Genomic DNA, 24180 nt, shown 5'->3' with positions numbered 1-24180 from the left:
GAATCCGGGGCAGGCGGTCAGGGACTGAATGTCAGGACGAGGAACACCACGAACATCGACAGGTGAACCGCGCCTTCCAGCATCGTGGTACGCCAGCCGGAAAAGGTAAGGGCGCTGAGTACCAGGGTCGCGGTGAGAAGGACGATGCTTGCGGGAGGCAGGCCGAGCACGACGCTCTGGCCGGTAAAGAGCCCGATGGCCAGCACGGCGGGCACGGTAAGGCCCACGGTGGATGCGGCGGCGCCCAGGCACAGGTTGATGGCGCGGGTGAGTTGATCGCCGCGAATCGAGATCAGCGCGGAAATGCCCTCGGGAGTAAAGACGAGCATCGCGATGATGATGCCGCCGAGCGCAGGCGGCGCGCCGGTCGCGTCGATGCCGTAATCGAGGACCTTGGCGAGACTTTTGGAGAGGATGACGATCGGCAGCAGGTAGACCAGCAGCATGCCGATCCGGCGCGCGAGTTCCCGTGGCGGCATCTTCGGCTGCGGTTCCGGCGGCGGCTCCGCTTCGTTGGGAGCGGTCGATTTCGGCGCAACGAAATAACCTTTGTGCCGTCCCGTCTGTAGCCAGAGGAACAGGCCGTACAACGCCATCGTCAACAGCGAGAAGCCGACGGCCTGCACCGGACTCAGGGTGCCGTCGCTCGTGGACGTCGTGAAGTTCGGCAGCACCAGGGCGATGGTCGCCAGCGGAATGATGACGGACAGATAGGACGAAGCGCCTTGCAGGTTAAACGTCTGCTCGTGATGACGTATGCCACCGATAAGCAAACCCAGTCCGACGACGCCGTTCAGTACGATCATCAATACGGCGAACATCGTGTCGCGGGCAAGCGTTGCCGTACCGGTCCCGCCGAGCATCACCGCCGAGATAAGCGCGACTTCGATAATGACGATCGATAGCGTGAGAATCAGCGTGCCGAAGGGCTCGCCCAGCCGTGTCGCAAGTTCTTCCGCCTCGTGGACCACGCCGAAGGCGGTCCAGACGATCATGACGAACAGCCATGCGAACAGCGAAATACCCACCGTATGCCGGCTGAGTTCGGACATCCAGCCGGAACCGAATACGAGAAACAGGGCGACGGTCAGCCACGCGAGCAGCGGTCGTCCGTACTTCGTGAACGATGCCATGCGGGTTCCTCGCGGTGGTGGTTCCGTCCGAGGTTAGCGGAGAACGGGCTAGAAATCCTGCGTGAAGTCCACTGTCTCCGTTGCACTGCCGCGCGGCGTCACGGTCAGCACGAAATGCAACGCGCCGGGCGACGGGATACGGAATGTTCCCAGCCACGACACCGTGCCCGCATCCTCGACACGACGGAACGAGATCGGCACCGGTGCGCCGATCAGCGTCATCGCCCGGCCTTTCACCGTTGCCGGTACATCGCCATCGTCGCTGCTACGGGCCACCGCAACGATCACGATGCCCTGGTCTTCCGCGCGCGTGAGTCCGTAGCGCTGCGCCGATGCGGCGGGCAGATTCGACGTGGCAAGCGCGTTGTAGCGGATAACGTTCGCGCCGGCGACCTGCTCGCCCGCGTGCGCACGAATGGCGAAGCAGGCAAACAGTACGGCGAGAAGCGCGCGGGAGATCGTCATGCTTACAGTCCCAGCATCAATCGCTGGCCAATGTCCGACAGTGGCTGCGCGACAAGCAGACGTACCAGCGTCAGCAGCAGCAGGACCACGGCCGGCGAGAAGTCCAGGCCGCCCAGCACCATGCGACCGCGCAACGGGCGCAGCAGCGGCTCGGTAATGCTGGTGACCAGACGCGCTACCGGATGGTAACGATCGGTCGACAGCATGCTCATCAGCGACCAGACGACGATAAGCACGATGTAAAGCAGCAGCACGAAATCGAGCAGCTCGGCGACGCCCATCACCAGTACGCCGACCGGATTGGGTACGAAGCCCATGATTACGATCAGCAGCACGACCTTCAGGCATTCGATCAGCCACGCCACGACCAGCGCGGACGTGCTCAGCCGCCGCCAGTTGGGCAGCACTTTGCGAAGCGGACGCAGCACCGGATTGGTGTATCGGTAAATGAACTGGCAGATGGGATTGTGGAAGTCCGCGCGCCAGGCTTCGGCCAGCAGACGCAGGACGAACAGCGCGACGGCGGCGCCGAAGATGAAATTGATGATGAGTCCGCCGGCGTTGGTCAGATAATTCACTTGTTCGATTCCATGGCTTGAGACAGTTCGCCGCCGCGACGCCGGGCGGCGTCGACGGCGCGTGCGACGATGGCGTTGAAGCCATCGGCACCGAAACTTTCGAGGGCGGCCTGCGTGGTGCCGCCCGGAGAGGTGACGCGCTGGCGCAGGGTCGCGGCGGATTCGCCGCTTTCGGTCAGCATGCGGCCCGCGCCAAGCGCCGTCTGGGCCGCGAGGGCCCTTGCCGTTTCACGGGATAGCCCCTGGGCGAAGGCCGCGTTTTCCAGCGCCTCGACCAGCAGGAAGAAATACGCCGGACCCGAGCCGGACAAGGCCGTCACGGTGTCCAACTGGTCCTCGTCCGGCACCCATACGGTGAGTCCCGCGGCATCCAGCAGGTGCTGCGCTTCCGCGCGCTGCACCGGGCTGACGCGGCCATTGGCGTACAGCGCCGTGGCACCCGCGCCGATCATCGCCGGCGTGTTGGGCATGCAGCGTACGACGGGCAGGGTGCCACCCAGCCAACGCTCCATCTGTTCGATGCGGATGCCTGCGGCGATCGAAACGATCAGGGGGCGCTGGCGCTGGATCTGGGGCTGCAACTGGCGGCATACGTCCGCCATGACCTGGGGTTTGACGGCCAGGACCACGGTGGAGGCGCCTTCGACGGCATCCAGGTTATCGACATAGGTCGCCACGCCGTAACGCCGCGACAGCTCCTGGCAGACCTCGGCCCGGGGCTCGGCGACAGCGATGCTGCTGGGCTGGCTGCCCTTGTGCAGCAGGCCGCCGATGAGGCTGGCCGCCATGTTTCCTCCGCCGATGAAGGCAATCCGGCTCATTGAGTTCGTCTCTTCGGTGCGCCACGTCACAGTCGAGCATGGCATCGACCTAAGAATATACGCGACGCGCCTTGCCGCCGACGGTGGGGGCGTGTTTACCTATGCGAAACGCGTACTCCGGGCCGGTCCCGGGGCGTCATAAGAATCACAGGGGCTTCGATTCGCGAAAGCGCACGGCATGATCGGCTTCCGATCGCCGGTCGAAAGTCCCTGCCGCAAGCCACTTATCAGGGGACACCGATGGATATCGCCGAACTCCTTGCCTTCTCGGTGAAGAACAAGGCTTCCGACTTGCATCTTTCCGCAGGTCTGCCGCCCATGATCCGGGTCGACGGCGATGTGCGCCGGATCAACATCCCCGCGCTGGAGCACAAGCAGGTCCATTCGCTGATCTACGACATTATGTCGGATAAGCAGCGCCGCGATTTCGAGGAGTTCCTCGAAACCGACTTCTCGTTCGAGATTCCCGGTCTGGCCCGTTTCCGCGTGAATGCGTTCAACCACAATCGTGGCGCGGGTGGCGTATTCCGTACCATTCCGTCCGAAGTGCTGACGCTGGAAGACCTGGGTGCGCCGAAGATTTTCCGCGAGCTGATCGAGCAGCCGCAGGGTCTCATCCTGGTGACCGGTCCGACCGGCTCGGGCAAGTCGACGACGCTGGCGGCGATGGTCGACCACATCAACAAGAACGAATACGGCCATCTCCTCACGGTCGAAGACCCGATCGAATTCGTGCACACGTCGCAGAAGTGCCTCGTCAACCAGCGCGAAGTGCATCGCGATACGCATGGCTTCAACGAGGCGCTGCGTTCCGCGCTCCGCGAAGATCCGGACTACATCCTCGTCGGCGAGCTTCGCGATCTGGAAACCATCCGGCTGGCGCTGACCGCGGCGGAAACCGGCCATCTGGTGTTCGGCACGCTGCATACCTCGTCGGCGGCCAAGACCATCGACCGTATCATCGACGTCTTCCCGGCCGGCGAAAAGCCGATGGTCCGCTCGATGCTTTCCGAATCGCTGCGCGCGGTCATCTCGCAGTCGCTGCTGAAGAAGGTCGGCGGCGGTCGTATCGCGGCCCACGAAATCATGGTCGGCATCCCGGCTATCCGTAACCTGATCCGCGAGGACAAGGTCGCGCAGATGTACTCGGCCATCCAGACCGGCCAGCAGCACGGCATGCAGACGCTTGACCAGACGCTGCAGGATCTGGTCAAGCGCGGCCTGGTAACGCGGCAGGAAGCGGGTAAGTATGCCAAGAACAAGGAAGGCTTCAGGTAGAGCAGAGCTGGGGATGGGAAGCGGGCGCACGGACTCGCGCCCCCGCTTCCCATCCCCCATCCCCGCTCCTGCCAACCACGCCACAACGCAAGGCTTTCCAGCGGTATATGATCGCCCGTAGGGGCGCCGGCCCGGTCCGGCCACAAGAGGGCTCGCCATGAGCGACTTCGATTTCACTTCATTCCTCAAGCTGATGGTGCATAAACAGGCATCCGACCTGTTCATCACCGCCGGTGTGGCGCCGTCCATGAAGGTGCAGGGGCGCATCGTCCCGATCACGCAGAGTCCGCTGTCCGCGCAACAGGCGCGCGACATGGTGCTCAACGTGATGACGCCTTCGCAGCGCGAAGAGTTCGAAAAAACCCACGAATGCCAGTTCGCCATCAGCGCATCGGGCGTCGGCCGTTTCCGCGTGTCGTGCTTCTACCAGCGCAACTGCGTCGGCATGGTGCTGCGCCGGATCGAATCGAAGATTCCCACGCCCGAAGAACTGAACCTGCCGCCGATCGTCAAGCAGCTGGCGATGACCAAGCGCGGCATCATCATTTTCGTGGGCGGTACGGGTACGGGTAAGTCGACATCGCTCGCATCGATGATCGGTTATCGCAATCAGAATTCGACGGGTCACATCATCACGATCGAAGACCCGATCGAATACGTGCACAAGCACGAAGGCTGCATCGTCACCCAGCGCGAACTCGGTATCGATACCGATAGCTGGGAGAACGCGCTGAAGAACACGCTGCGCCAGGCACCCGACGTCATCATGATCGGCGAAGTGCGTACGCGCGAAACGATGGAGCATGCGATCAACTTCTCGGAAACGGGCCACCTGTGCCTGTGTACGCTGCATGCGAACAACGCCAACCAGGCGCTGGACCGCATCCTGCACTTCTTCCCGGAAGACCGTCGCCAGTCGCTGCTGATGGATCTTTCGCTGAATCTGAAGGGCATCGTCGCGCAGCAGCTGATTCCCACGCCCGACGGCAAATCGCGTCGCGTGGCAGTCGAAGTGATGCTGGGTACGCCGCTTGCGCAGGATTACATCCGCCAGGGCGAAGTGCACAAGCTGAAGGAGCTGATGCGCGATTCCAATCAGCTCGGCATGCGCACTTTCGACCAGAGCCTGGTGGAGCTTTACCACGCGGGCGAGATCTCCTACGAAGACGCGCTGCGTCACGCCGACAGTTCGAACGAAGTGCGGCTGCGTATCAAGCTCGCACAGGGCGGCGATGCGCATACGCTTTCGCAGGGACTGGAAGGCGTCGAGATCGAAGAGTCGACGAACCGGAATACGTTCGGCGGCATGCTGCATCGATGACTCCTGTGGGAGCGTGCCTGCGCGATCCCACAGAAAGCACCGCGCAAAAAAGGGAGCCTTTCGGCTCCCTTTTTGGTTTCGCTCGCGAAACGTCTTACTTAGCGTCGGCAGCCGGCGCTACGGTCAGCCCGCTCGCATCGACGCTCTTCACGCCCTTGACCGCCTTCGCGATCTTCTCGGCGTTGGTCTTTTCCTTGGCCGTGGTGACGCTACCCGTCAGCGCGACGACACCTTCGGTCGTCGTCACGGAGATGTCCGAGCCGTGGACGGCTTTCTTCGTAGCGAATTCCGACTTCACCTTGGTGGTAATCCAGGCATCGTCGGCCTTGCCGGGTACGGTCTGGTTGTCGCTGGTCTTGGCAGCGGAATCCTGGGCGCTCACCTGGGCGAACGGTACTGCGCCGAGGCCTGCAACAAGGGCGGCAGCAAAGAGGGCCTTACGAATGGTTGCATGGTTCATGGTGAACTCCTTCATGGATGGGACGACGGTAAGTGCTGCGTTCGGCAGCGGTCGTACCGCGGCGCCAATAGAAACAGCGCATCCGTGAACGATTCGTGCCCTGCGCGACGGTTCGTTCAGATATCCATTTAGTGTGCGTTCGGTTTGATGAGCAGGCACGCTCTTTGGCAGCAAAGGCCCGGAGACACGGCGCCATGAGCGGGCGTCGAGGGTTGCGCTGCCTCGCACCTCCCGAGAACCAGCAAACCAAACACTGTGCTGAAGCAGCCCAGCAATCCTGGCCGCCGCGTGTGTTGGAAACGCTCGGCTTCGGAAAGCCGGTGACTGCGGTGGGCCGCGCTACGCCTCTCAGTGATCATGGCATCGCGCCTCTAGCGGTCCTGACCAATGCAGGACTCATCGCTGTCGCGCGCGAGGTCATATACGTCAAGAAGGCTGCCAGCAGCAGGACGGCCGCGCTCATCACGAACGTGCTCCGGTATCCGCCGCGATCGAACAGCACGCCGCCGGCGGTTGATCCGAAGGCGATGGCCAGCTGGATCGTTGCCACCATCAGGCCGCCACCGGCCTCGGCGTTCTGGGGCATCGCCTGGGCGATCCAGCTCCACCATCCGACCGGGGCCGCCGTCGACACCAGGCCCCACGCTCCCAGTAGCACGGCAACCGGGGCGATCCAGGGACCTGCGGGAATAAGGGCCAGGGCGATAACCGCCATCAGGATGGGGATGGCGATCAGTGTCCGGTACATGCCTCGTTTAAGGAATGTGCCGACCAGGGCAGTGCCGATACTCCCCGCGATGCCGATGACGAGCAGGACAAGCGAAAGACTGGCCACGGCAACGTGTGTGATCGTCTCAAGGAACGGGCGCACATAGGTGAATAGCGCGAACTGTCCCATGAAGAAGGTGCCGCAAGCGGCCATGCCCAAGGCAACCGTTCGACTCTTCAATACCTTGAAGATGCCACCACCGTCCGACGAGCGGTCGCGGACCTTCATGGCCGGCAGGCTAACCCACTGCCACGCCAGAGCGATGCCCGCTACCGGCACCAGGCAGAAGAAGGCGCCACGCCAGCCCATGACCGAACCTAGATAGCTGCCGAGAGGCGCTGCCACGACGGTTGCCAACGCGTTGCCGCCGTTGAAGATGGCCAGGGCACGGTGCACCCGGGTGCTCGGCACCAAACGCATCGCGGTGGCCGCCGACATGGACCAGAAGCCGCCAATGACCACACCGATGAGCGCGCGGCCCACCATGTACGTCAGGTAGTTGTGGGCTGACGCGACAACCGCACCGGACACCGCCATCAACCCCGTCAACACAAGCAATAGCGTCTTTCGGTTCGTAGTTCCGGCGAGAGCGGCGATCGACAGGCTGGTCACGACGGCCAATGCGCCGGAGATGGCGATGCCTTGCCCGGCCATGCCCTGGCTAACACGAAGGTCGGCAGCTATCGGAGTAAGCAGGCTGACCGGCATGAACTCGGAGGCGATCAAAACGAATATGCATAGCGACATCGCGAAGACGCCGCTCCAGTGAGCCGGTTGCATCGTCTCGTGCTGGTTCGGCCTCTCGCCGATTGTCGTCGATGTAATCATGCCTTCGCCGTGCCTGTGGTCGTTGGGATGGATGGTGCTTGCTTGCCGTGCGAGTGCGGCGACCCGTCGACTTCTCGATGAGTCACTTATGCAGGCTCTGCTTAAAGAAAGTCGTCAGCTTGTCAAACGGGATAAGGTCGACGCGGTCGTAAAGGTCGACATGTCCGGCACCTGGGACGATTACCAGTTCCTTGGGCTGACCGGCCAGCCGATACGCCTCTTCGCTGAACTCGCGGGAGTGCGCGGCAGCGCCCGTGATGAACAGCATCGGTCGCGGCGAAATCGTCTCGATGTCTGAGAACGGGTAGAAATTCATGAACTTCACGTTGCTGGTAAGCGTGGGATGTGTCGTCAGTTGCCGCGACGAGCTGGCGGGTGTGAATTCGCCGCGCGGTGTGCGGTAGAAGTCATAGAACTCCCGTTGGACGGGGTCGGTATTGTTGTCCAACTGATGAACTGTCCCGCCGGTGTACTTCGTGACTCCTCCGGCAAACTCCACGTCGCGCTGAGCTGCGGCGGCGGCAATAGCCGCCTTGCGCTGCTCAACGGAAAGAGCCTGTCGCAGTCCGTTTCGGCTGGCGGCGCCCATGTCGTACATGCTGACGGTCGCGATGGCTTTGATGCGGGGATCGATCTTGGCCGCGCTGATGACGAAGCTGCCGCTACCACAGATGCCGATAGCACCTACACGCTCCTTGTCGACGAACGCCTGGCTCCGCAGAAAATCTACCGCCGCGCTCACATCTTCGGCGTAGATCTCGGGCGAGACCGCGTTGCGCGGCTGCCCCTCGCTCTCGCCCCAAAACGACATGTCGAACGAGAGCGTGACGAAGCCCTGTTCGGCCATCTTCGTTGCGTAGAGATTCGCGCTTTGTTCTTTGACCGCCCCCATCGGATGGCCCACGACGAGCGCGGCGTGCCGGGTGCTGCGATCCAAATCCTTCGGGAAGAAAATATTGCCAACCACGGTCATGTGGTATTGGTTTTTGAAGGTAACCTTTTGCATGACCACTCGGTCGCTCGTGTAGAAGTTATTTGCACCGTGCGACATATCGGCTCCTGTTGCGACGAGTGGACTGATCAGCAGCGCAAGCAGCGCTAGAATCTTTTTCATGATCGGAGGGTCCGGATCGGGGAAGGATCTATTGTCGGCTTGCGACAATGGCCTGATAAGATGATGAATGCTTGTATGCCCTATTAGATTCTCTAATTAATAAGCCGTGGCAGACTGCACTCATGGCACGACGCAATCTCAACGATCTTCTGGCCTTTGTTACCGTCGCCCGCGAAGGCAGCTTTACCCGGGCGGCCGCGGTGCTGGGCGTGACCCAGTCGGCGCTTAGCCAAGCGATCAAGGCCCTGGAAGCACGGCTGGAGATCCGGCTACTCACCCGGAGCACGCGCAGCGTGTCAACCACGCCCGCCGGGGAACGGCTGCTAGGGGCCATCGCCAACCGGTTTGACGAGATAGAGGCGGAACTGGATGCGCTGACGGCACTTCGGGACAAACCGGCCGGTTCGGTTCGTATCACCAGTGGGGACCACGTGCTGCGCACTATCTTGCTGCCACGGCTGATGCCTTTAATGCACCGGTATCCGGACGTTTACCTCGAATTCGATGTCAGCTACGGTTTTCGGGACATCGTGGCCGACCGCTTCGATGCGGGGGTGCGACTCGGCGAGAGCGTCGACAAAGACATGATCGCGATGCCTGTCAGCTCCAGGCTTCGGATGGCCGCCGTCGCCTCCCCAGCGTATTTCCGGGAACACCCGATTCCCAAGGTCCCGGAGGATCTGACCCGACACCGTTGCATCAACCTACGCTTTCCTACGCATGGCGGCCTGTACGTATGGGAGTTCGAGCGTCGCGGCCGGCAAGTCAATGTACGGGTGGATGGTCAGGTGACCTTTAACACCCCTCACCACATGGTCATTGCTGCCCTTGACGGGTTAGGAATCGCCTTCCTGCCGGAGGAAGAGTTCTGTCCGCATATCGAAGAGGGCGGCTTAGTCCGCGTGCTTGACGCGTGGTGTCCGCCGTTTTCCGGTTACCACTTGTATTACCCGAGCCGTCGGCAGCCGTCACCTGCGTTTTCGCTCGTCCTGGACGCACTGCGGATGTAGAAGCGTGCTGTCGCGATTCGGCACCAGACGATGGTGGCCACGTTGTCGCCCGCCCTTGCATTGCTATTCGCGTATCAGCCGTTTGGCGGTCCTGCCGAGTATTCGTCGTCAGTCACCTTCTCCATCCAGACGACGTTCTTACCGTCCAGTGCCTCTTGAATGGCAATGTGGGTCATGGCCGTGGTGGGTGATGCGCCATGCCAGTGTTTATGGCCTGGCGGACACCAGATGACGTCGCCGGCGCGAATCTCCACGATGGGCTCGCCTTCACATTGCGTCCAGCCGCACCCTGCTGTTACCAGGAGGGTCTGGCCGAGCGGATGGGTATGCCAGGCCGATCGGGCACCCGGCTCGAAGGTCACAGCCGCGCACGAATGTCTGGCAGGTGCCGGCGGTGCGTTAAGGGGATCGATCCGCACCGTGCCTGTGAAATAGGCCTCGGGTCCCTTCTGGGACGGTTGCGAGCCTGCGCGCTTCAGTTCCATGTTGGGTTCCTCTCAATAGATGTTCTTATGAGCTTGGCCATGTCGCTATCCAGCATCCGCTTCCGCGAAGACCTTCTGCGCAATGGTCAACGCCGTCATCGCGGGTGGCCATCCAGCGTAGAACGCCAGGTGTGTGATCGTCGCGACGACCTCCTCCTTGCTGACGCCGTTTTCCAGCGCTCGCTTCAGATGGAAGGGCAACTCGTTGATACGATAAAGCGAGATGAGACTGCTGATCGCAACGAGACTCCGGTCGCGCTTCGACAGAGCCGGATTCTCCCAAACGTCGCCGAACAGCACCTTGTCGGTAATCTCGGCCAGGTGCGGGGCGATATCGCCAAAGGCCTTTCGCGCGTTGGTGGGTTCATCACTCATGAACTGGTTTCCTCGTTTGCTTGATATCAGTGCGTGGTGAAGCCGCCGTCGACTGGCAACGCCACGCCGAGCACGAAGCTCGATGCCGGACTGCAAAGCCAGAGGACGACGGCGGCGATTTCCTCAGGGCGCCCCGCGCGACCGATCGGCTGTTCCTTCAGGAACGCCTTCATGGCATCGGGGTCGATCCCGTCACCCATCGGCGTATCGACGCAACCGGGACAAATGGCGTTCACGCGAATGCCGTCCGCCGCGACATCGAGCGCCGCGCTTTTGGTGAGGCCGATGACGCCGTGCTTGGTGGCGTGATAGGCAGCGCGACCAGGGAGGCCAACCAGCCCGCCCAGCGACGAGCAGTTGACGATGGCGCCGCGGCCCTGCTTCTTCATCTGGATCAACTCGTGCTTCATGAAGGTCCAGACACCGCGAAGGTTGACGGCGTTGACCGCGTCATAGCCCTCGCCGGTCTCCTCCATCATCGGGCACATCGGTCCGAGAATGCCCGCGTTGTTATAGGCCATGTCGAGCCGGCCGAATTCCGCGACAGCGCGTTCGACTGCGCGTTTTGCCAGGTCTTCATCCGCCACGTCACCAGCGAGCGCAACGGCCTTGCCGCCGGCGGCGACGATCCCGGCAGCGGTTTCCTGCAGGTTCTTCTCATCGCGGTCGACGAGTACCAACGCCGCGCCTGCCTCGGCGAAGGCCTTTGCCGTGACGCGGCCCATGCCAGACGCCGCACCCGTGATAAGGGCGACCTGGCCAGAGAAATCGTAAGTAGGGTTCATGGCGGAATTCCTTGGGCTCGTGAGTTAAGTCGGGACCCGGTTCGGACACGGTCCCACTCCGTCACTTTGGAGTCTCGCCATAAATCGGTAAATAGCTATAATCAGAATGGTCCTATAAGTACTTCTAATAACTAATAGCGGATCCGACTATGACGCGCGAAAGTCTCGACGATCTGGAAGCCGTGCTGACCGTGGCGCGAGAAGGCAGCTTTACGAGGGCAGCGGCCAAGCTGGGCGTGTCGCAGTCAGCCCTTAGCCAGACCGTGCGCGCCGTCGAGGAACGGATTGGCCTTCGCCTTCTCGACCGCAACACTCGCAGCGTTTCCGCGACGCAGGCCGGAACGCGATTGCTGGAATCGGTCGCGCCGCGGATCGACGAAATCCGGGGTGAGATATCGGCGCTCGGCGACCTCAGGGATACGCCATCCGGGAATGTGCGAATCACGACGGATGAGTACGCGGCCGAGGCTATCCTGCTGCCGAAGCTGGCGACGCTTCTTCCCGCCTATCCCGACATCAAGGTCGAGGTCATCATCGACTACGGTCTGACGGATATCGTCGCCGAGCGCTATGACGCCGGCGTGCGCCTCGGCGACGTGGTCGCCAAGGACATGGTCTCCATTCCCATTAGCGAAGACCAGAGGTTGCTCGTCGTCGGAGCGCCAGGCTATGTCGCGGCAAACGGGGTGCCATCGACACCACAAGACCTTCTGGAACACAGATGCATCAACCTTCGCCTTCCGACGCGCGGCGGACTGTATGCCTGGGAGTTCGAGAAGGACGGACGCGAGATGAATGTTCGCGTCGATGGGCAATGCACCTTCAACAGCCTCGGCATGATGGTCGGGGCCGCCATCGCCGGCCTTGGCTTCGCGTACGTCCCCGAGGGAGAGGTGAGGCCTTACATCGAGCAAGGCGTCCTGCAAGCCGTGCTCGAAGACTGGTCGCCGTCTTATCCAGGCTACCGCCTTTTCTATCCGAGCCGGCGGCAACATTCGGCCGCGTTTGCTCTGATCGTCAAGACACTTCAGATACGGACCTGACTTCACGCAGCGCTTCAGGAAGTAGGCACTCAAAAAAAAGGCGCCCTGTGAACTGACCCCAAGAAGTTGGACAGTATGAGCGCTAGGCACTCAAGGCCTGGGTCCGGTACTGAACCGGGCTCAGGCCTTTTAGTTTGAGCTTGATGCGATCGTGATTGTAGTAGTGGATGTAACGTCGGATACCGTGCTGAAGCTGTTCGATCGAGTCGAAGTGATCACGATAGAAGAACTCAGATTTCAGGGTGCCGAAGAAGCTTTCCATGGCCGCGTTGTCGAGGCAATTCCCTTTGCGCGACATGCTCTGGGTGATCTGTCGTGATGCCAGTTCGTGCCGGTAGGCGGCCATCTGGTACTGCCAGCCCTGGTCGGAGTGCAGTATTGGCGTGTCGCCAGCCCCCAGCTTCCCGATGGCCTTCTTCAGCATGGTGGCGACCATCTGAAAGACCGGCCGTCGCGATGTCTGATAAGCCACGATTTCGCCGTTGTAGAGATCCAGGACCGGTGAGAGATAGAGCTTTTCACCGCGGACGTTGAACTCGGTCACGTCCGTGACCCACCGCTTGTTGGGCTGGTCTGCCGTGAATTGGCGCTGCAGGATATGGGGCGCAGCGACCGAGAGCGCGCCTCGATATGAACGGTATTTCTTGGGTCGAACCAAGGATTTGAGACCCATCGACTGCATCAGTCGCTGGATCTTTTTGTGGTTGACCGCCTCGCCATCCTGCCGAACCTGTGCGGCGACTCGGCGGTAGCCATAGCGGCCCCGGTGACGGTCGTAGATGGAACGAATCCGCCTTTTGAGACCGACATGCGGGTCCTCCACCTCAAGGGCTTTGAGGTGGTAATAGAAGGTGCTGCGCGGCAACCCGGCTGCCTTTAGCAGCCTGGGAAGTGGATGCTTATGCCTCAATCCAAGGATCAGCTGCGTTTTTTCTGCGCTGCTGCCTTCTTCTCCTGGATCAAGGCATCGAGTTTTTTTAGGTAAGCAAGCTCCGCACGCGAATCTGCCAGCGCATCGAGCAGTTCCTCTCGGGTGAGCTCTTCGTCGGGCTTGAGCGGCGTAGGTTTGGGCGGTTTGGGAGCGGCCATGACCTTGGGGCGTCCTCGGGGCTTGGGTGCCAGCGCGCCCACTCCTTCCGAATCATAGCGGCGCTGCCAAATCGCGATAAGGGTGGGATTGCGGATATCAAAGATCGCCGCCGCTTGCTGAAGCGACAGTCCGTCGCGCCCGATCCGTCGCAAAACCCCCAACTTGAAGCGGGCGTCATACCGACTGAACTTCCTCGCCAAGCCAGCGGCCCCGTGTTGTTGATAACTCGCGACCCAGCGCCTCACCATCGAATGAGTCAGATCGTGGGTTCGGGCTACCGTTTTAACGCCCGCGCGCCCCGACAGGCACTGCCTGACGACCTTTAGCTTGAATGACTTGTCGTACTTCGCCATGAAAAACCCCCGGAGATTGGACGGGTGTCCAACTTCCGGGGGTCAGTTCACTGAGGCGCCTTTTTTTAACTACATGGCGAACAGTTACTTAAGTTCGCTCTGGCCGGTGATGACCATGCCCTTGTCGTCGACATGCGCTTCGGCGGATACCGAAACGATGCGATCGGCCTGTGCGCGCATCGTCTGGAACTGCAGCTTCGAACGCTGTGCCGCGGCGGCGCCCTCTTTCTCGGGGTCCGCATCGGTGCCGTCGGCCGCCGCCGCACTGGCCGCGGTGGCTTCGGCATAGGCTTCGGCCTTGTCCGACATCAGGTCGATCCACGTGCGATACATGTCGCCGGTGAGATGCATGCGTGCCGAGCGGCCCGCATCGCCCGTGCTGGCTTTCAGTGCGTCGCCAAGACGTGTGTCTTCGCCCTGACCGAAACCGATCGCGAGCGCGATATCGTTCATGGCGGCCCACGCCGGCTGACCGACCATGGCGGTAAGGTTCTGCGGAAGCGCGGCAGGCTTGCCGTCATTGGCGAGCTTCAGGTTCGCGCCGCCGAGTACGGTCTGGCCGAGTGCGACCAGGCCCGCCGGATTGCGTGTACCGATCACGATGCGACCGCTGAACGTGGGCACCTGCGTGGCGGCAGCGGGATCGGCTGCCTTGAACGAATCGAGCACGATGCGCAGACCACGGATGTCGCCGAACGGCGGAATGGCCGCCTGCTGCATGGTCGAGCCGACCTTGGCGAAACCGTCGTTGAGATCGGTCAGGCTGGGGCAGGTGAACGGCTTGGCGGCAACGGCGTCGGCCTGGGCGGTCCAGAACGTACGTAGCTGTTCCATGGGCAGAGCGATGCTGACGTCGAACGGAGCGTCGGCGTTCTGTCCAAGACCCGGCAGTTCGACCTTCAGGCCCGAGAAAGCCTTCGTGACGTCGTCGGCGAGGGCGATGTCGAAGCGCTGGTCCTGATGCTTCGCATCCAGACGGGTATAACCGAAGCTCATGGACGGAACGCGCGCGGCGATACGTGCCGCGTCGGTCTGGCAGCTGGCCGGCACTTCCGGCGCGGCGGTCGGCGCCGGCGTGCCGTTCTCGGCGGCTTCGGCGATGGCCTTGTGCTTGCTCAGGGAGGTGAACAGCGGGTCCTTGCCACCGGCGATCAGCGGCAGCAGACGGACCACGTCGACCTGGCCGATGGCGTACGGCTTATAGCCCTTTTCCTTGGCCAGGTCGTCGAGACGGCCGTCGTCCTGGATGTTCTTCGCGGGGCGGTCGAGGCCCAGCGCCTGACGGATCAGCGGCTCGCCGGCATCGGCGGGCAGCAACGTACCCACGGCCTGCTTGCCGACGACCGCGAGGATCAGCTGTACGCCCGAATCCTTCGGCGTGACATGGCGATAGGACTGGCCACCGACAGTAGCCGTTTCGAGCTTCTGGCCATAAGCCGTTTCGATACGGCCGACGAGGCCTTCGAAAGCTGCCGGGTCGGCCAGCTCGATGCGGGCGACGGGGCTGAGGCCCAGGCCGAAGAAGGCGGACCGGCCCTTCAGGTCGAAACCGTCGTTTTTAGCGACCTGCTCGATGGTCTTGCCATCGAGTTCCGCCGCGAGGGCGTTGACCAGACGGGCGCCTTCGGCATTGCCCTTGGCGGCCATCTGCTCGGCGGCTGCCTTCATCTGCAGGACCTGGGCGGGCAGCTGCGTATTGAGCTGCGCGACCATGGCGTTACGTGTGTCGTCGTCCAGTACGTCGAGGTTCGCCAGTACGTACGGCGTGTCGGCCGGCACGAAGGCCAGCGGAGCATCCTTGTCTTTGTGGCCGCAGGCCGCCAGCAGGACGCTGGTAAGGCCGAGCGCGATCAATCGCTTCGTCGGTCGCATGTATTTCCCCATGGTTATCATCTATGTCGCAGGTCGGCATTATGCCGAAATGCCCCGCATCCTGTACGGACTCCACGTCGGGGGTGCTAGCGCCCCATGACCTCCGCCAGTACCGCCATGCGTACGAATACGCCGTTGGCGACCTGTTCCAGAATGCGCGACTGGGCACCGTCCGCGACGTCGGTCGCGATCTCGATGCCCCGGTTGATGGGGCCCGGGTGCATGACCAGGCATCCGGGCGCCGCGCGTTTCAGTCGCGCGCCGTCCAGGCCGTAACGGGTGAAATAGGCTTGTTCGTCCGGCAGGTCCGTCGCGGCCATGCGCTCTTTCTGAAGGCGCAGCATGATGACCGCATGGGCCCCGTCGATGGCTCGGTCGAAGTTGTCGTAAATCTTGCAGCCCGGGACCTCGGCCGGATCGGGCATCAGCGATGCCGGACCGCACAGCCGGATTTCCTTCGCACCCAATGCCGAAAACGCATGCACATCGGAGCGGGCGACGCGCGAATGCTTCACGTCGCCGCAGATGGTGACGATCAGATCGCTGAAATCGGGATGGTGCTGGCGAATGGTCAGCGCATCGAGCAGGCCCTGGGTGGGGTGCGCGCGATTGCCGTCGCCGGCGTTGATCACGGCGACACCGCTCATGGCGTGGCGGACCAGGGACTCGGGTGTGCCCGATTCCTTGTGCCGGACGATGATGGCGTCCATGTGCATGGCTTCAAGCGTGTGCAACGTGTCGAAAAGCTCTTCGCCCTTCGCGGTCGACGAGAAGCCGATATCGAAATTGATGACGTCGGCACCCAGGCGCCGTGCCGCCAGTTCGAACGATGTACGCGTACGCGTCGACGGTTCGAAGAACAGGTTCAGTACGGTGCGTCCGGCCAGCAGGTCGAGCTTGCGCGTGCCATGGGCACAGCCGTCGCGCATCGTTCCCGCGCGGTCTAGCAGTCGCTCGATCGTCTCGCGCGGCAGATTCTCCAGCGTGGTCAGATGGCGCAGACGGTTGGACATGACAGCCTCGGATTAAGGGTGGAAACGGATGGGGTTATTTGCAGGAGCGCTCAAGGGCGCTTCTACAACAGAAGGGTGGGGCATGCGTCCTGTCACGACTGTGCCAGCCAGCTTTCGAGAATGACAGCCGCGGCTTCCGCGTCGATGGTCAGCGCGTCGGACCGTTTGCGCAGTCCCGCGGCGCGACCCGCGGCGAAACGCCGGGCGGCTTCCTGGGAACTGTGGCGCTCGTCCACCAGGGCGACCGGCAGTCCGTAGCGTTCGCCGATCCGTGTGGCGAATTTGCGCGCGGTGCGCGTCATCGGCTGGTCCTTGCCGTCGATATCCAGCGGGAGTCCCACGACCAGTTCGACGGGCAGCCATTCGCCGTGAAGCCGGTCGATAACCTGCCAGTCCGGTTCGCCGTCGCGTACGGGAACGGCGGCCAATCCGCGCGCGGTACCGGTCAGGCGATTGCCCACGGCAATACCCACGATTTTCGTGCCGACATCGAAACCGAACAGGGAGCTCATCGTGGGGTCAGGCGTGACCGGCGTAGCCGGCGAGCTGGAAAGGATCGACGCCCATGAGTCCCGCGGCCGCAATCCAGCGCTCCTCGAGCGGCGTATCGAACACGATGCGCTCGTGGGCCTGCGTGGTCAGCCATGCGTTGTCGATGAGTTCCTTTTCGAGCTGTCCCGCGTCCCATCCGGCATACCCCAGGGTGAGCAATGCGCGGCGCGGGCCTTCGCCCGCCGCTATCGCCACCAGAATGTCGCGCGACGTGGTGACCGACCATTCTTCGTTCACGCGGTAACTGGAATCCCAGTGACCGATCTCGCGATGCAGGACGAAACCGCGCTCCTGCTGGATGGGACCGCCGATCAATACGGGGTAATCGGCGATTTCGGGATCGTCGCAGGTCAGCTTCATCTGCGCGAGGACATCGCCCAACCGGTATTCGGATATCTGGTTGATCAGCAGACCGACCGCGCCATCTTCCCCGTGCTGGCAGAGAAAGGCGACGCCCCGCGCGAACGGAGGTTCGGCGAGGGTGGGCATGGCGATGAGAAACTGCCCGGCGAAGGTGTTGGCGATCGTCATGGCCGCATTGTAGCCGCTCGCCGTGACGGGTGCGTGCGAAGCGGTTCAGCGAGATATTTGTAGGGTTTATTCTCAGAGCTTCATCCACGAAAGGAGGTCCAGATGCTGCGTTACGCCTTACTCGCGCTGGCCCTGTTCACGGTGCTCGGCGCACATGCCTCCTCGCCGAAAGCCTGGGCCGACGACGACGCCCGGATCCAGAAGGCTTGCCGGGCTGCCAGCGGTCTTGCCGACGTGAAGCCAGTCGGGCGGATCATCCGTTACGACGACCGTGTCCCGGTGAGCGCGCTGGTGCTCGAAGGGCGCTATCCGCAGAAACATATGGCGGGGAAAACGGGCAGGGAGCTTTGCGTGTTCGAGAGGAAAACGGGGAAGGCGTCGGTGAGCGAGGCGGATCAGTTGTTGCCGTAGTTCGAGGCGGCGGACACGATCGCTATACCAACCTATACCTCACCGTCCCTATACCTCACCGTCGCTCCTGCGTAGGCAGGAGCCTGGTGCGGTGCAATCGGTTTTCGCGAAAGCGTCCATTCACGCTCTTGAGAGCACGACCCTCGGCGATAACGCCCATGCATACGTGGTCGCGCTGGGCCCCTGCCTGCGCAGGGGCGACGATGAGGGGTAGATATTCCGTCGAAAAACGACAGCCCCCTCAATAATTCCGCAACACATTCCCCGGCAAAAACTGCCACGTACGCGTGATGTACAACTCATCCACCTTGCTCTTATCCGGCGGCAGGCTGGGGAAGGGGGCCGAAAGACGCACGATGCGCTGGGCGGCATCGTCCAGCAGCTTGTGCCCGGAACTCTTGATGACATCCATGCTCTTGATGCTGCCGTCGCGGTTCAGGCCAACGGTAAGCACCAGTTCGCCGTGCATGTCCTGCCGGCGCGCCTCGTCGGGATAGTTGAGGTTGCCCACGCGTTCCACGCGGCCGACCCAGCCCTTCATGTAGGCGGCGTAGACGTATTCGCGCGTGTTCGAGGAGATGTACTTCTTCTTCGGGCGCTTGGCATACGCCTGCGACTGCTCGCGCACTTCGGCGCTGAGGCGCGCCATTTCGAGCTTGCGCTCCACTTCCTCGTCGGAAACGGGCACCGGGCGTTCGCGCTGGGCCGTGCGCTCTTTCTGGGTGTCGACCGTGAAGCCGGCGGCGCCGCTGGTGGTCAGCAACTGGGCGTCCGCGGCGTCGCGCGGGGCTGGGGCCGAGGCTTCCTTCGGCGTGGGGACGACGCCCCGGTTGGGCGTGGGCAGGGGGCCGGACACGGGCTCGGACGGACGCGCCGCCTTGTCCCGGTCGCCGCCGCCCGAGTTGTTCGCCTGGGCCAGGAAGTCCGCTTTGTCCGGTGCTTCGCTATTGGCGACGTCCACGAGGGTGACGTCCAGCGTCGGCAGGCTGGGTTTCGGTTTGTCGAAATCGAACGTGATGCCGAGGACCACCACGCCGTGCACCAGCAGGGAAAAGAGCAGGGTGGCGCCGATCAGGTCGGCGCCGGTGGGGCGGGAAGTCATTGGGCCTCGATGGCGTCGAAGAGCAGCCCGGCAATATTAAGGCCGAACTGGGCGTCGAGTTCACGGATGCATGTCGGGGATGTGACGTTGATCTCGGTCAGGTAGTCGCCGATGACGTCGAGGCCGACGAAACGCAGTCCACGCTTGCGTAGTTCGGGCGCCACCTGGGTGGCGATCCAGCGATCGCGCTCGCTGAGCGGCACGCCTTCGCCACGTCCGCCGGCCGCCAGATTGCCGCGGAATTCGTCGCCCTGCGGGATGCGCGCCAGAGCGTAGGGCACCGGCTCGCCGTCGATCAGCAGGATGCGCTTGTCGCCGCTGACGATCTCGGGGATGTATTTCTGCGCGATCGCAAAATGTTTCGCCCCGTCGAGCAGGGTTTCCAGCATGGAGTTCAGATTGCTGTCGCCGTGGCGTACGCGGAAGATGCCACGCCCGCCCATGCCGTCCAGCGGCTTCAGCACCGCCTCGCCGTGTTCGGCGACGAAGCGCTTCAGTTCGCCCGCATCGCGGGAAACCAGCGTCGGCGCGATGCATTGGGGGAAATCCAGGGCGAACAGTTTCTCGTTGCAGTCGCGCAGGGAGCGCGGATCGTTGACCACGCGCGTGCCGGCGCGCTGGGCCCGTTCCAGCACCATGGTGTCGTAGACGAACTGGCTGTCGACCGGTGGGTCTTTGCGGGCGAGGGCGATATCGATCTCGCCCAGCGGGCGCCAGGCGGCTTCGCCCAGGGTGTACCAGTTCGCCGGGTCCTCGCGGACGGCGAGCGGACGGAGCCTGGCCCAGGCATCGCCCCCGCGCAGGGCCAGATCGCCCTGCTCCATGTAAAACAGGGTATGCCCGCGGCGCTGGGCTTCCAGCAGCATGGCGAACGTGGAGTCCTTGGCGATCTTGATGGAACGGATCGGGTCCATGAGGACGGCGACGGAAAGGGGCATGACGGCTTCCTGACCTGCAAAGGCGAAGCGCGGAGTTTAGTGCCGCGCGAGCTGTCCTGCCCACGGGCGGCGCCTAAAGCCTTCGGGGTTGGCGGCCGACACCCTCTTAGCGAGGGGATTCCCGGCTAATACGAACAATTCAGCTTGACGTTATGCTGGCCACCCGCTAAACAGCGACACTAGGCGGAACGCCGAAGAGCGTGCCGTCGGGGCGGCTATTTGCCCCGGTCGTCGATTTGCGCACGGTTAACCGGAACCATCCGGGTTATCGTGGGCCTTGAACTGTAGTCTTGGGTGGTACGGGGGCGTAGTGAACGAAAACGGACGTGGTACCGACCTGGCCGGACTGCGGGTCATGGTCATAGACGACTCGAAAACCATCCGACGTACGGCAGAAACCCTCCTCAAAAAGGAAGGGTGCGACGTATTGACGGCGGTCGACGGTTTCGAGGCGCTGGCCAAGATTTCAGACCAGAAACCGCACATCATCTTCGTGGACATCATGATGCCCCGGCTCGACGGGTATCAGACATGCGCGCTGATAAAGAATAATCCGCACTTCAGGGCTACGCCGGTGATCATGCTGTCGTCCAAGGACGGCCTGTTCGACAAGGCGCGGGGCCGTATCGTAGGCGCCGAGCAGTACCTGACCAAACCTTTTACTCGCGACGAGCTGCTCGGCGCGATCCACCGATATGCGACTGCCGTTTAAGTTCGCTGCTGTCGACGTCTAGGGGGACGCGTGGCAAATATTCTAATCATCGACGACTCGCCCACCGACGTACGCGTGTTCACTACGCTGCTCGAAAAGGCGGGTTTTTCCGTGTCCAGCGTGGACAATGCCGAGGATGGCATCGAGCGCATCCGTGTGCACAAGCCGGACCTGGTCATCATGGACGTCATCATGCCCGGCATGAATGGCTTCCAGGCCACGCGCACGCTCAGTCGCGATCCCGCCACCGCGGATGTCCCGGTGGTCATGATCACGACTAAGTCCATGGAAACCGATCGCGTCTGGGGTCTGCGTCAGGGAGCCAAAGCCTTCATCACCAAGCCGGTGAACGAGAAGGAACTCCTTGCATGCATCGACAATCTGCTGCCGAAAGCCCACTGAGGTCGCCATGAGCGCAGTCGCAGCACTTTCGCCGTTCGAACTGCTTGCCCTCTACGAACGCCGCTGCCTCGCCCATTCGGCGGGAGCATCCGAGCGCATCGAGGCGCTGGGTCTGTGGCGCGGCATCGGTTTTCGCGTAGGGCGGCGCAGCTTCGTCAGCGGCATCGAGGAAATCAACGAGCTCCTCGCCGTGCCGACGCTGACCCATGTGCCGGGCACGCAGGCCTGGTTGATGGGTGTCGCGAACGTCCGCGGCAATCTGATTCCGGCGATCGACCTCGGACGCTTCCTGTTCGACGAGCGTACGCCGTCGTCTGAGCGTACGCGTCTGCTGCTGGTGCGGCAGCACGGCGGGACGGTCGGATTGCTGGTCGATGAGGTATTCGGTCAGCGCACGATCGACGACGAGCAGCGCGGAAGTTCGGAAGAAGAAACCGATCCGCGCCTCGCGCGTTTCGTCGAAGGCAATGTCCGGTTGGCTGAACAGGCTTTCGGCCTGTTCAGCATGAGCCGGCTGGTACGTGCACCGGATTTCAGGCAGGCCGCGCTGTAGCGTGGGGGAACGGGGCGCCGCGAGGTGTTCCGGTACAGGAGCGACGGTGTCACGCCGTCGTACGGGAAAATGCAGGGGCGGCAAAACCGCTCTAACGCGCTGGTGACCGAAAGGGCCGGCGATGGCTCCGCCAGGTTTGGGTGAGGTGAGTATGAGCACGACAGCAGGGGGCGCAGGCAGGGAAGGCGGCTATACGATCATCGTCGTATTTCTGCTTCTCTCCATCGGTTTGGCTTCGGTCGACTTCTGGTGGTTGAACAGCAAGAATGGCGAGGACCGCGAAGCTATTGCGCTGACGACCCAGATCCAGGTGCTTTCGCAGCAGGTTGCGAAGTATGCGCTGGAGGCATCTGACGGCAATCGCGACTCCTACCGCGAGCTGGCTGCCACCCGGAACACTATCGACTCGGCCGTGTCGCGCCTGAACAAGGGCGACGTGAAAACCGGCATGCCCGCATACGCCGACAATAACGTGACGCAGGCGGGGCGCTCGGTGGGCGCGCTGGCCAATGCCTGGAACCAGCTGGACGCCGACATCGGCAAGATCCTTGGCAATAAGGACCTCGTACTGAGTTCCGGCGAGCGCGCGGACCTGTTCGCCAAGCAGATGCCCCTGCTCAACGCGCGCGCCGACGAAGTACTCAACATCGTCCAGCAGAAGAATGCCTCGGTCGAACAGACCTTCGCGATCGCCCGCTGGATGCTCATGTCCGATCGTATGATCCGCCGCGTGCAGGAGATCCTCCAGGGTGGCGATGCCGCCCAGCCCGCCGCCGACGGCCTGTCGCGCGATGCGCAGTTGTACGGTTCCGTCCTCAAGGGACTCGTGGACGGCAATCCCGAAGGCGGCGTACGCGCCATCGGCGATGCCAATGCGCGCAAAATCCTGGAAGGCATGCAGACCTCCTGGAGCGATCTCACCGACCCGGTGACCCAGCTTGTCAGCGCTTCGCCCAATCTTCAGGACGTGAAACGCGCGGGTAACCAGGCATCCCTGGATTCCCAGTCAGTGCTTCTGCGCGCGAACGAATCGGCGGAGCAGATCGCGAAACTGCCGGTGACTCGTCTTTTCCCCAATGTGTGGGCCGGTCTGCTCGGCGCTATCGCAACCGTTGCCTTCGCGCTGACCCTGGTGTTCTTCCTGGTCCGCGACCAGCGTCGCCGTTTCGAGACGACGTCCGAACTCAACCAGCGCAACCAGATCGCGATTATGCGGTTGCTGGATGAGATGGGCTCGCTGGCCGAAGGCGATCTGACCATCAAGGCGACGGTGACCGAAGACATCACGGGCGCCATCGCCGACGCTATGAACTCCGCGGTCGACGAGATGCGCAACCTCGTCACCACGATTAACGAGACCGCCGTACGCGTGTCCGCGGCCGCCCAGGAAACCCAGGCGACTGCTATGCATCTGGCCGACGCGGCGGAGCAACAGGCGCAGCAGATCACCTCGGCCACCTCCGCGATTAACCAGATCGCGACCTCGATGGATACGGTGTCGAAAGACTCGGCCGAATCCGCGGACGTCGCGCAGCGCTCGGTGCAGATCGCATCGCGCGGCGCGGAAGTGGTGCGCGAAACGATTCAGGGCATGGACTCCATCCGTGACCAGATTCAGGAAACCTCGAAGCGAATTAAACGTCTGGGTGAGTCGTCGCAGGAAATCGGCTCCATCGTCGAACTGATTAACGACATTGCCGAGCAGACGAATATCCTGGCTCTGAACGCGGCGATCCAGGCCGCCTCGGCCGGTGAGGCGGGTCGCGGTTTCGCGGTCGTTGCGGACGAAGTGCAGCGCCTTGCGGAACGCTCGGCGAGCGCGACGAAACGAATCGAAACGCTGGTCCAGACGATTCAGTCCGATACCAACGAGGCGGTCAGCTCCATGGAGCAGACCACCGCCGAAGTGGTCGCCGGTGCGCGACTGGCGGAAGATGCGGGTACGGCACTGGGCGATATCGAGCGCGTGTCGAACGATCTGGCGGCGCTGATTCAGAACATCTCCAGCGCGGCACGCCTGCAGTCGGCGGCGGCGACGGATACGTCGGCGACGATGAACGTGATTCAGGAAATTACATCGCAGACCTCGCTTGGTGCCAGCCAGACCGCCGAATCGATCGGAAACCTGGCGCAGCTCGCGAACGATCTGCGCCTGTCCGTCGCGAACTTCAAACTCCCGGGATGAA

The 24180-nt window shown here is 62.6% G+C and carries 26 protein-coding genes; 9 read left to right on the top strand and 17 right to left on the bottom strand.

Going from position 1 to position 24180, the window contains the following annotated elements:
* Window positions 1-17: 17 nt before the first annotated feature.
* The 4 genes from AC3IR3_RS15250 to proC are packed head-to-tail and all read right to left on the bottom strand — an operon-like array spanning window position 18 to window position 2997.
* Window positions 18-1133, bottom strand: coding sequence for a calcium:cation antiporter (locus tag AC3IR3_RS15250; RefSeq protein WP_489193337.1), 1116 nt, complete (start codon window positions 1131-1133; stop codon window positions 18-20).
* Window positions 1134-1181: 48 nt separating this feature from the next.
* Window positions 1182-1598 carry a DUF4426 domain-containing protein gene (locus AC3IR3_RS15245; RefSeq protein WP_489193335.1) on the bottom strand — a complete coding sequence of 139 codons (417 nt, stop codon included), beginning with the start codon at window positions 1596-1598 and terminating at the stop codon, window positions 1182-1184.
* Window positions 1599-1600: 2 nt separating this feature from the next.
* Window positions 1601-2176 carry a YggT family protein gene (locus AC3IR3_RS15240; RefSeq protein WP_489193334.1) on the bottom strand — a complete coding sequence of 192 codons (576 nt, stop codon included), beginning with the start codon at window positions 2174-2176 and terminating at the stop codon, window positions 1601-1603.
* Window positions 2173-2997 carry a pyrroline-5-carboxylate reductase gene (proC, locus tag AC3IR3_RS15235; RefSeq protein ID WP_489193332.1) on the bottom strand — a complete coding sequence of 275 codons (825 nt, stop codon included), beginning with the start codon at window positions 2995-2997 and terminating at the stop codon, window positions 2173-2175. Before proC ends, AC3IR3_RS15240 begins: the two co-directional genes overlap by 4 nt.
* Before the next feature lie 240 nt (window positions 2998-3237).
* Here proC and AC3IR3_RS15230 point away from each other — a divergent pair, with 240 nt between their 5' ends.
* Both AC3IR3_RS15230 and AC3IR3_RS15225 read left to right on the top strand, forming a co-directional pair.
* Complete coding sequence (locus AC3IR3_RS15230; RefSeq protein WP_132144609.1) at window positions 3238-4275, top strand: type IV pilus twitching motility protein PilT; 1038 nt, start codon at window positions 3238-3240, stop codon at window positions 4273-4275.
* Window positions 4276-4432: 157 nt separating this feature from the next.
* Window positions 4433-5596, top strand: coding sequence for a PilT/PilU family type 4a pilus ATPase (locus AC3IR3_RS15225; protein WP_132144611.1), 1164 nt, complete (start codon window positions 4433-4435; stop codon window positions 5594-5596).
* A 94-nt stretch (window positions 5597-5690) separates the two neighbouring features.
* On the opposite strand, the gene AC3IR3_RS15220 is transcribed toward AC3IR3_RS15225, so the two are convergent.
* The 3 genes from AC3IR3_RS15220 to AC3IR3_RS15210 all read right to left on the bottom strand — a co-directional run bounded on the left by AC3IR3_RS15220 (window position 5691) and on the right by AC3IR3_RS15210 (window position 8767).
* Window positions 5691-6056 (bottom strand): BON domain-containing protein, encoded by a 366-nt coding sequence (locus AC3IR3_RS15220; RefSeq protein WP_489193330.1) that lies wholly within the window; start codon window positions 6054-6056, stop codon window positions 5691-5693.
* Between the two features lie 355 nt (window positions 6057-6411).
* Window positions 6412-7653: an MFS transporter gene (locus tag AC3IR3_RS15215; protein WP_489193329.1), complete on the bottom strand. Its 1242-nt coding sequence runs from the start codon at window positions 7651-7653 to the stop codon at window positions 6412-6414.
* 82 nt (window positions 7654-7735) lie between these two features.
* Window positions 7736-8767, bottom strand: coding sequence for an alpha/beta hydrolase (locus tag AC3IR3_RS15210; RefSeq protein ID WP_489193328.1), 1032 nt, complete (start codon window positions 8765-8767; stop codon window positions 7736-7738).
* A gap of 122 nt (window positions 8768-8889) precedes the next feature.
* On the opposite strand from AC3IR3_RS15210, the gene AC3IR3_RS15205 reads away from it, so the two are divergent.
* Window positions 8890-9777: a LysR family transcriptional regulator gene (locus tag AC3IR3_RS15205; RefSeq protein WP_489193326.1), complete on the top strand. Its 888-nt coding sequence runs from the start codon at window positions 8890-8892 to the stop codon at window positions 9775-9777.
* A 74-nt stretch (window positions 9778-9851) separates the two neighbouring features.
* On the opposite strand, the gene AC3IR3_RS15200 is transcribed toward AC3IR3_RS15205, so the two are convergent.
* Genes AC3IR3_RS15200 through AC3IR3_RS15190 form a run of 3 tightly spaced genes read right to left on the bottom strand, consistent with a single transcriptional unit; the run spans window position 9852 to window position 11362 of the window.
* Window positions 9852-10262, bottom strand: coding sequence for a (R)-mandelonitrile lyase (locus tag AC3IR3_RS15200; RefSeq protein ID WP_489193324.1), 411 nt, complete (start codon window positions 10260-10262; stop codon window positions 9852-9854).
* 45 nt (window positions 10263-10307) lie between these two features.
* On the bottom strand, window positions 10308-10637 hold the full coding sequence (locus tag AC3IR3_RS15195; protein ID WP_489193322.1) for a carboxymuconolactone decarboxylase family protein: 330 nt from the start codon (window positions 10635-10637) through the stop codon (window positions 10308-10310).
* Window positions 10638-10663: 26 nt separating this feature from the next.
* The gene (locus AC3IR3_RS15190) at window positions 10664-11362 is read right to left on the bottom strand and encodes an SDR family NAD(P)-dependent oxidoreductase (protein WP_489193320.1); all 699 of its coding nucleotides are present in this window, start codon (window positions 11360-11362) and stop codon (window positions 10664-10666) included.
* Between the two features lie 209 nt (window positions 11363-11571).
* Between AC3IR3_RS15190 and AC3IR3_RS15185 the strand changes: the two genes are divergently transcribed.
* Window positions 11572-12465: a LysR family transcriptional regulator gene (locus tag AC3IR3_RS15185; RefSeq protein ID WP_489193319.1), complete on the top strand. Its 894-nt coding sequence runs from the start codon at window positions 11572-11574 to the stop codon at window positions 12463-12465.
* 82 nt (window positions 12466-12547) lie between these two features.
* Here AC3IR3_RS15185 and AC3IR3_RS15180 read toward each other — a convergent pair.
* From AC3IR3_RS15180 to AC3IR3_RS15160, 5 genes are all read right to left on the bottom strand, one after another.
* Window positions 12548-13908 (bottom strand): IS3 family transposase gene (locus AC3IR3_RS15180; protein WP_489193317.1). Its coding sequence is split into 2 segments (ribosomal slippage): window positions 12548-13437 and window positions 13437-13908, totalling 1362 coding nucleotides; the frame shifts between segments, so codons are not numbered across the junction.
* Window positions 13909-13992: 84 nt separating this feature from the next.
* Window positions 13993-15780 carry a hypothetical protein gene (locus AC3IR3_RS15175; RefSeq protein ID WP_489193316.1) on the bottom strand — a complete coding sequence of 596 codons (1788 nt, stop codon included), beginning with the start codon at window positions 15778-15780 and terminating at the stop codon, window positions 13993-13995.
* Between the two features lie 86 nt (window positions 15781-15866).
* Complete coding sequence (locus tag AC3IR3_RS15170; protein WP_489193315.1) at window positions 15867-16793, bottom strand: aspartate carbamoyltransferase catalytic subunit; 927 nt, start codon at window positions 16791-16793, stop codon at window positions 15867-15869.
* A 92-nt stretch (window positions 16794-16885) separates the two neighbouring features.
* On the bottom strand, window positions 16886-17305 hold the full coding sequence (ruvX, locus tag AC3IR3_RS15165) for a Holliday junction resolvase RuvX (RefSeq protein WP_489193313.1): 420 nt from the start codon (window positions 17303-17305) through the stop codon (window positions 16886-16888).
* Window positions 17306-17312: 7 nt separating this feature from the next.
* Window positions 17313-17876, bottom strand: coding sequence for a YqgE/AlgH family protein (locus AC3IR3_RS15160; RefSeq protein WP_489193312.1), 564 nt, complete (start codon window positions 17874-17876; stop codon window positions 17313-17315).
* A 102-nt stretch (window positions 17877-17978) separates the two neighbouring features.
* On the opposite strand from AC3IR3_RS15160, the gene AC3IR3_RS15155 reads away from it, so the two are divergent.
* Entirely contained in the window at window positions 17979-18287 is a 309-nt protein-coding gene (locus tag AC3IR3_RS15155; protein ID WP_489193310.1) for a hypothetical protein, read from the top strand.
* 241 nt (window positions 18288-18528) lie between these two features.
* On the opposite strand, the gene AC3IR3_RS15150 is transcribed toward AC3IR3_RS15155, so the two are convergent.
* Window positions 18529-19389 (bottom strand): energy transducer TonB, encoded by an 861-nt coding sequence (locus tag AC3IR3_RS15150; protein ID WP_489193309.1) that lies wholly within the window; start codon window positions 19387-19389, stop codon window positions 18529-18531.
* Window positions 19386-20327, bottom strand: coding sequence for a glutathione synthase (gene gshB, locus AC3IR3_RS15145; RefSeq protein ID WP_489193307.1), 942 nt, complete (start codon window positions 20325-20327; stop codon window positions 19386-19388). The genes AC3IR3_RS15150 and gshB overlap by 4 nt, the downstream gene beginning before the upstream one ends.
* Window positions 20328-20682: 355 nt before the next feature.
* Here gshB and pilG point away from each other — a divergent pair, with 355 nt between their 5' ends.
* From pilG to AC3IR3_RS15125, 4 genes are all read left to right on the top strand, one after another.
* Complete coding sequence (gene pilG, locus AC3IR3_RS15140) at window positions 20683-21039, top strand: twitching motility response regulator PilG (RefSeq protein ID WP_132144704.1); 357 nt, start codon at window positions 20683-20685, stop codon at window positions 21037-21039.
* Between the two features lie 30 nt (window positions 21040-21069).
* Complete coding sequence (locus tag AC3IR3_RS15135; RefSeq protein ID WP_132144629.1) at window positions 21070-21441, top strand: response regulator; 372 nt, start codon at window positions 21070-21072, stop codon at window positions 21439-21441.
* Window positions 21442-21448: 7 nt separating this feature from the next.
* A complete protein-coding gene (locus AC3IR3_RS15130) occupies window positions 21449-21994 on the top strand; it encodes a chemotaxis protein CheW (RefSeq protein ID WP_132144631.1) in 546 nt (181 codons plus the stop codon).
* A 151-nt stretch (window positions 21995-22145) separates the two neighbouring features.
* Window positions 22146-24179, top strand: a complete 2034-nt coding sequence (locus AC3IR3_RS15125; protein WP_132144633.1) for a methyl-accepting chemotaxis protein — start codon at window positions 22146-22148, stop codon at window positions 24177-24179.
* Window position 24180: the final 1 nt, after the last annotated feature.

It is taken from the genome of Luteibacter sp. GL_149 (assembly GCF_057834065.1).
This window is presented reverse-complemented; position numbering and strand designations above follow the sequence as displayed.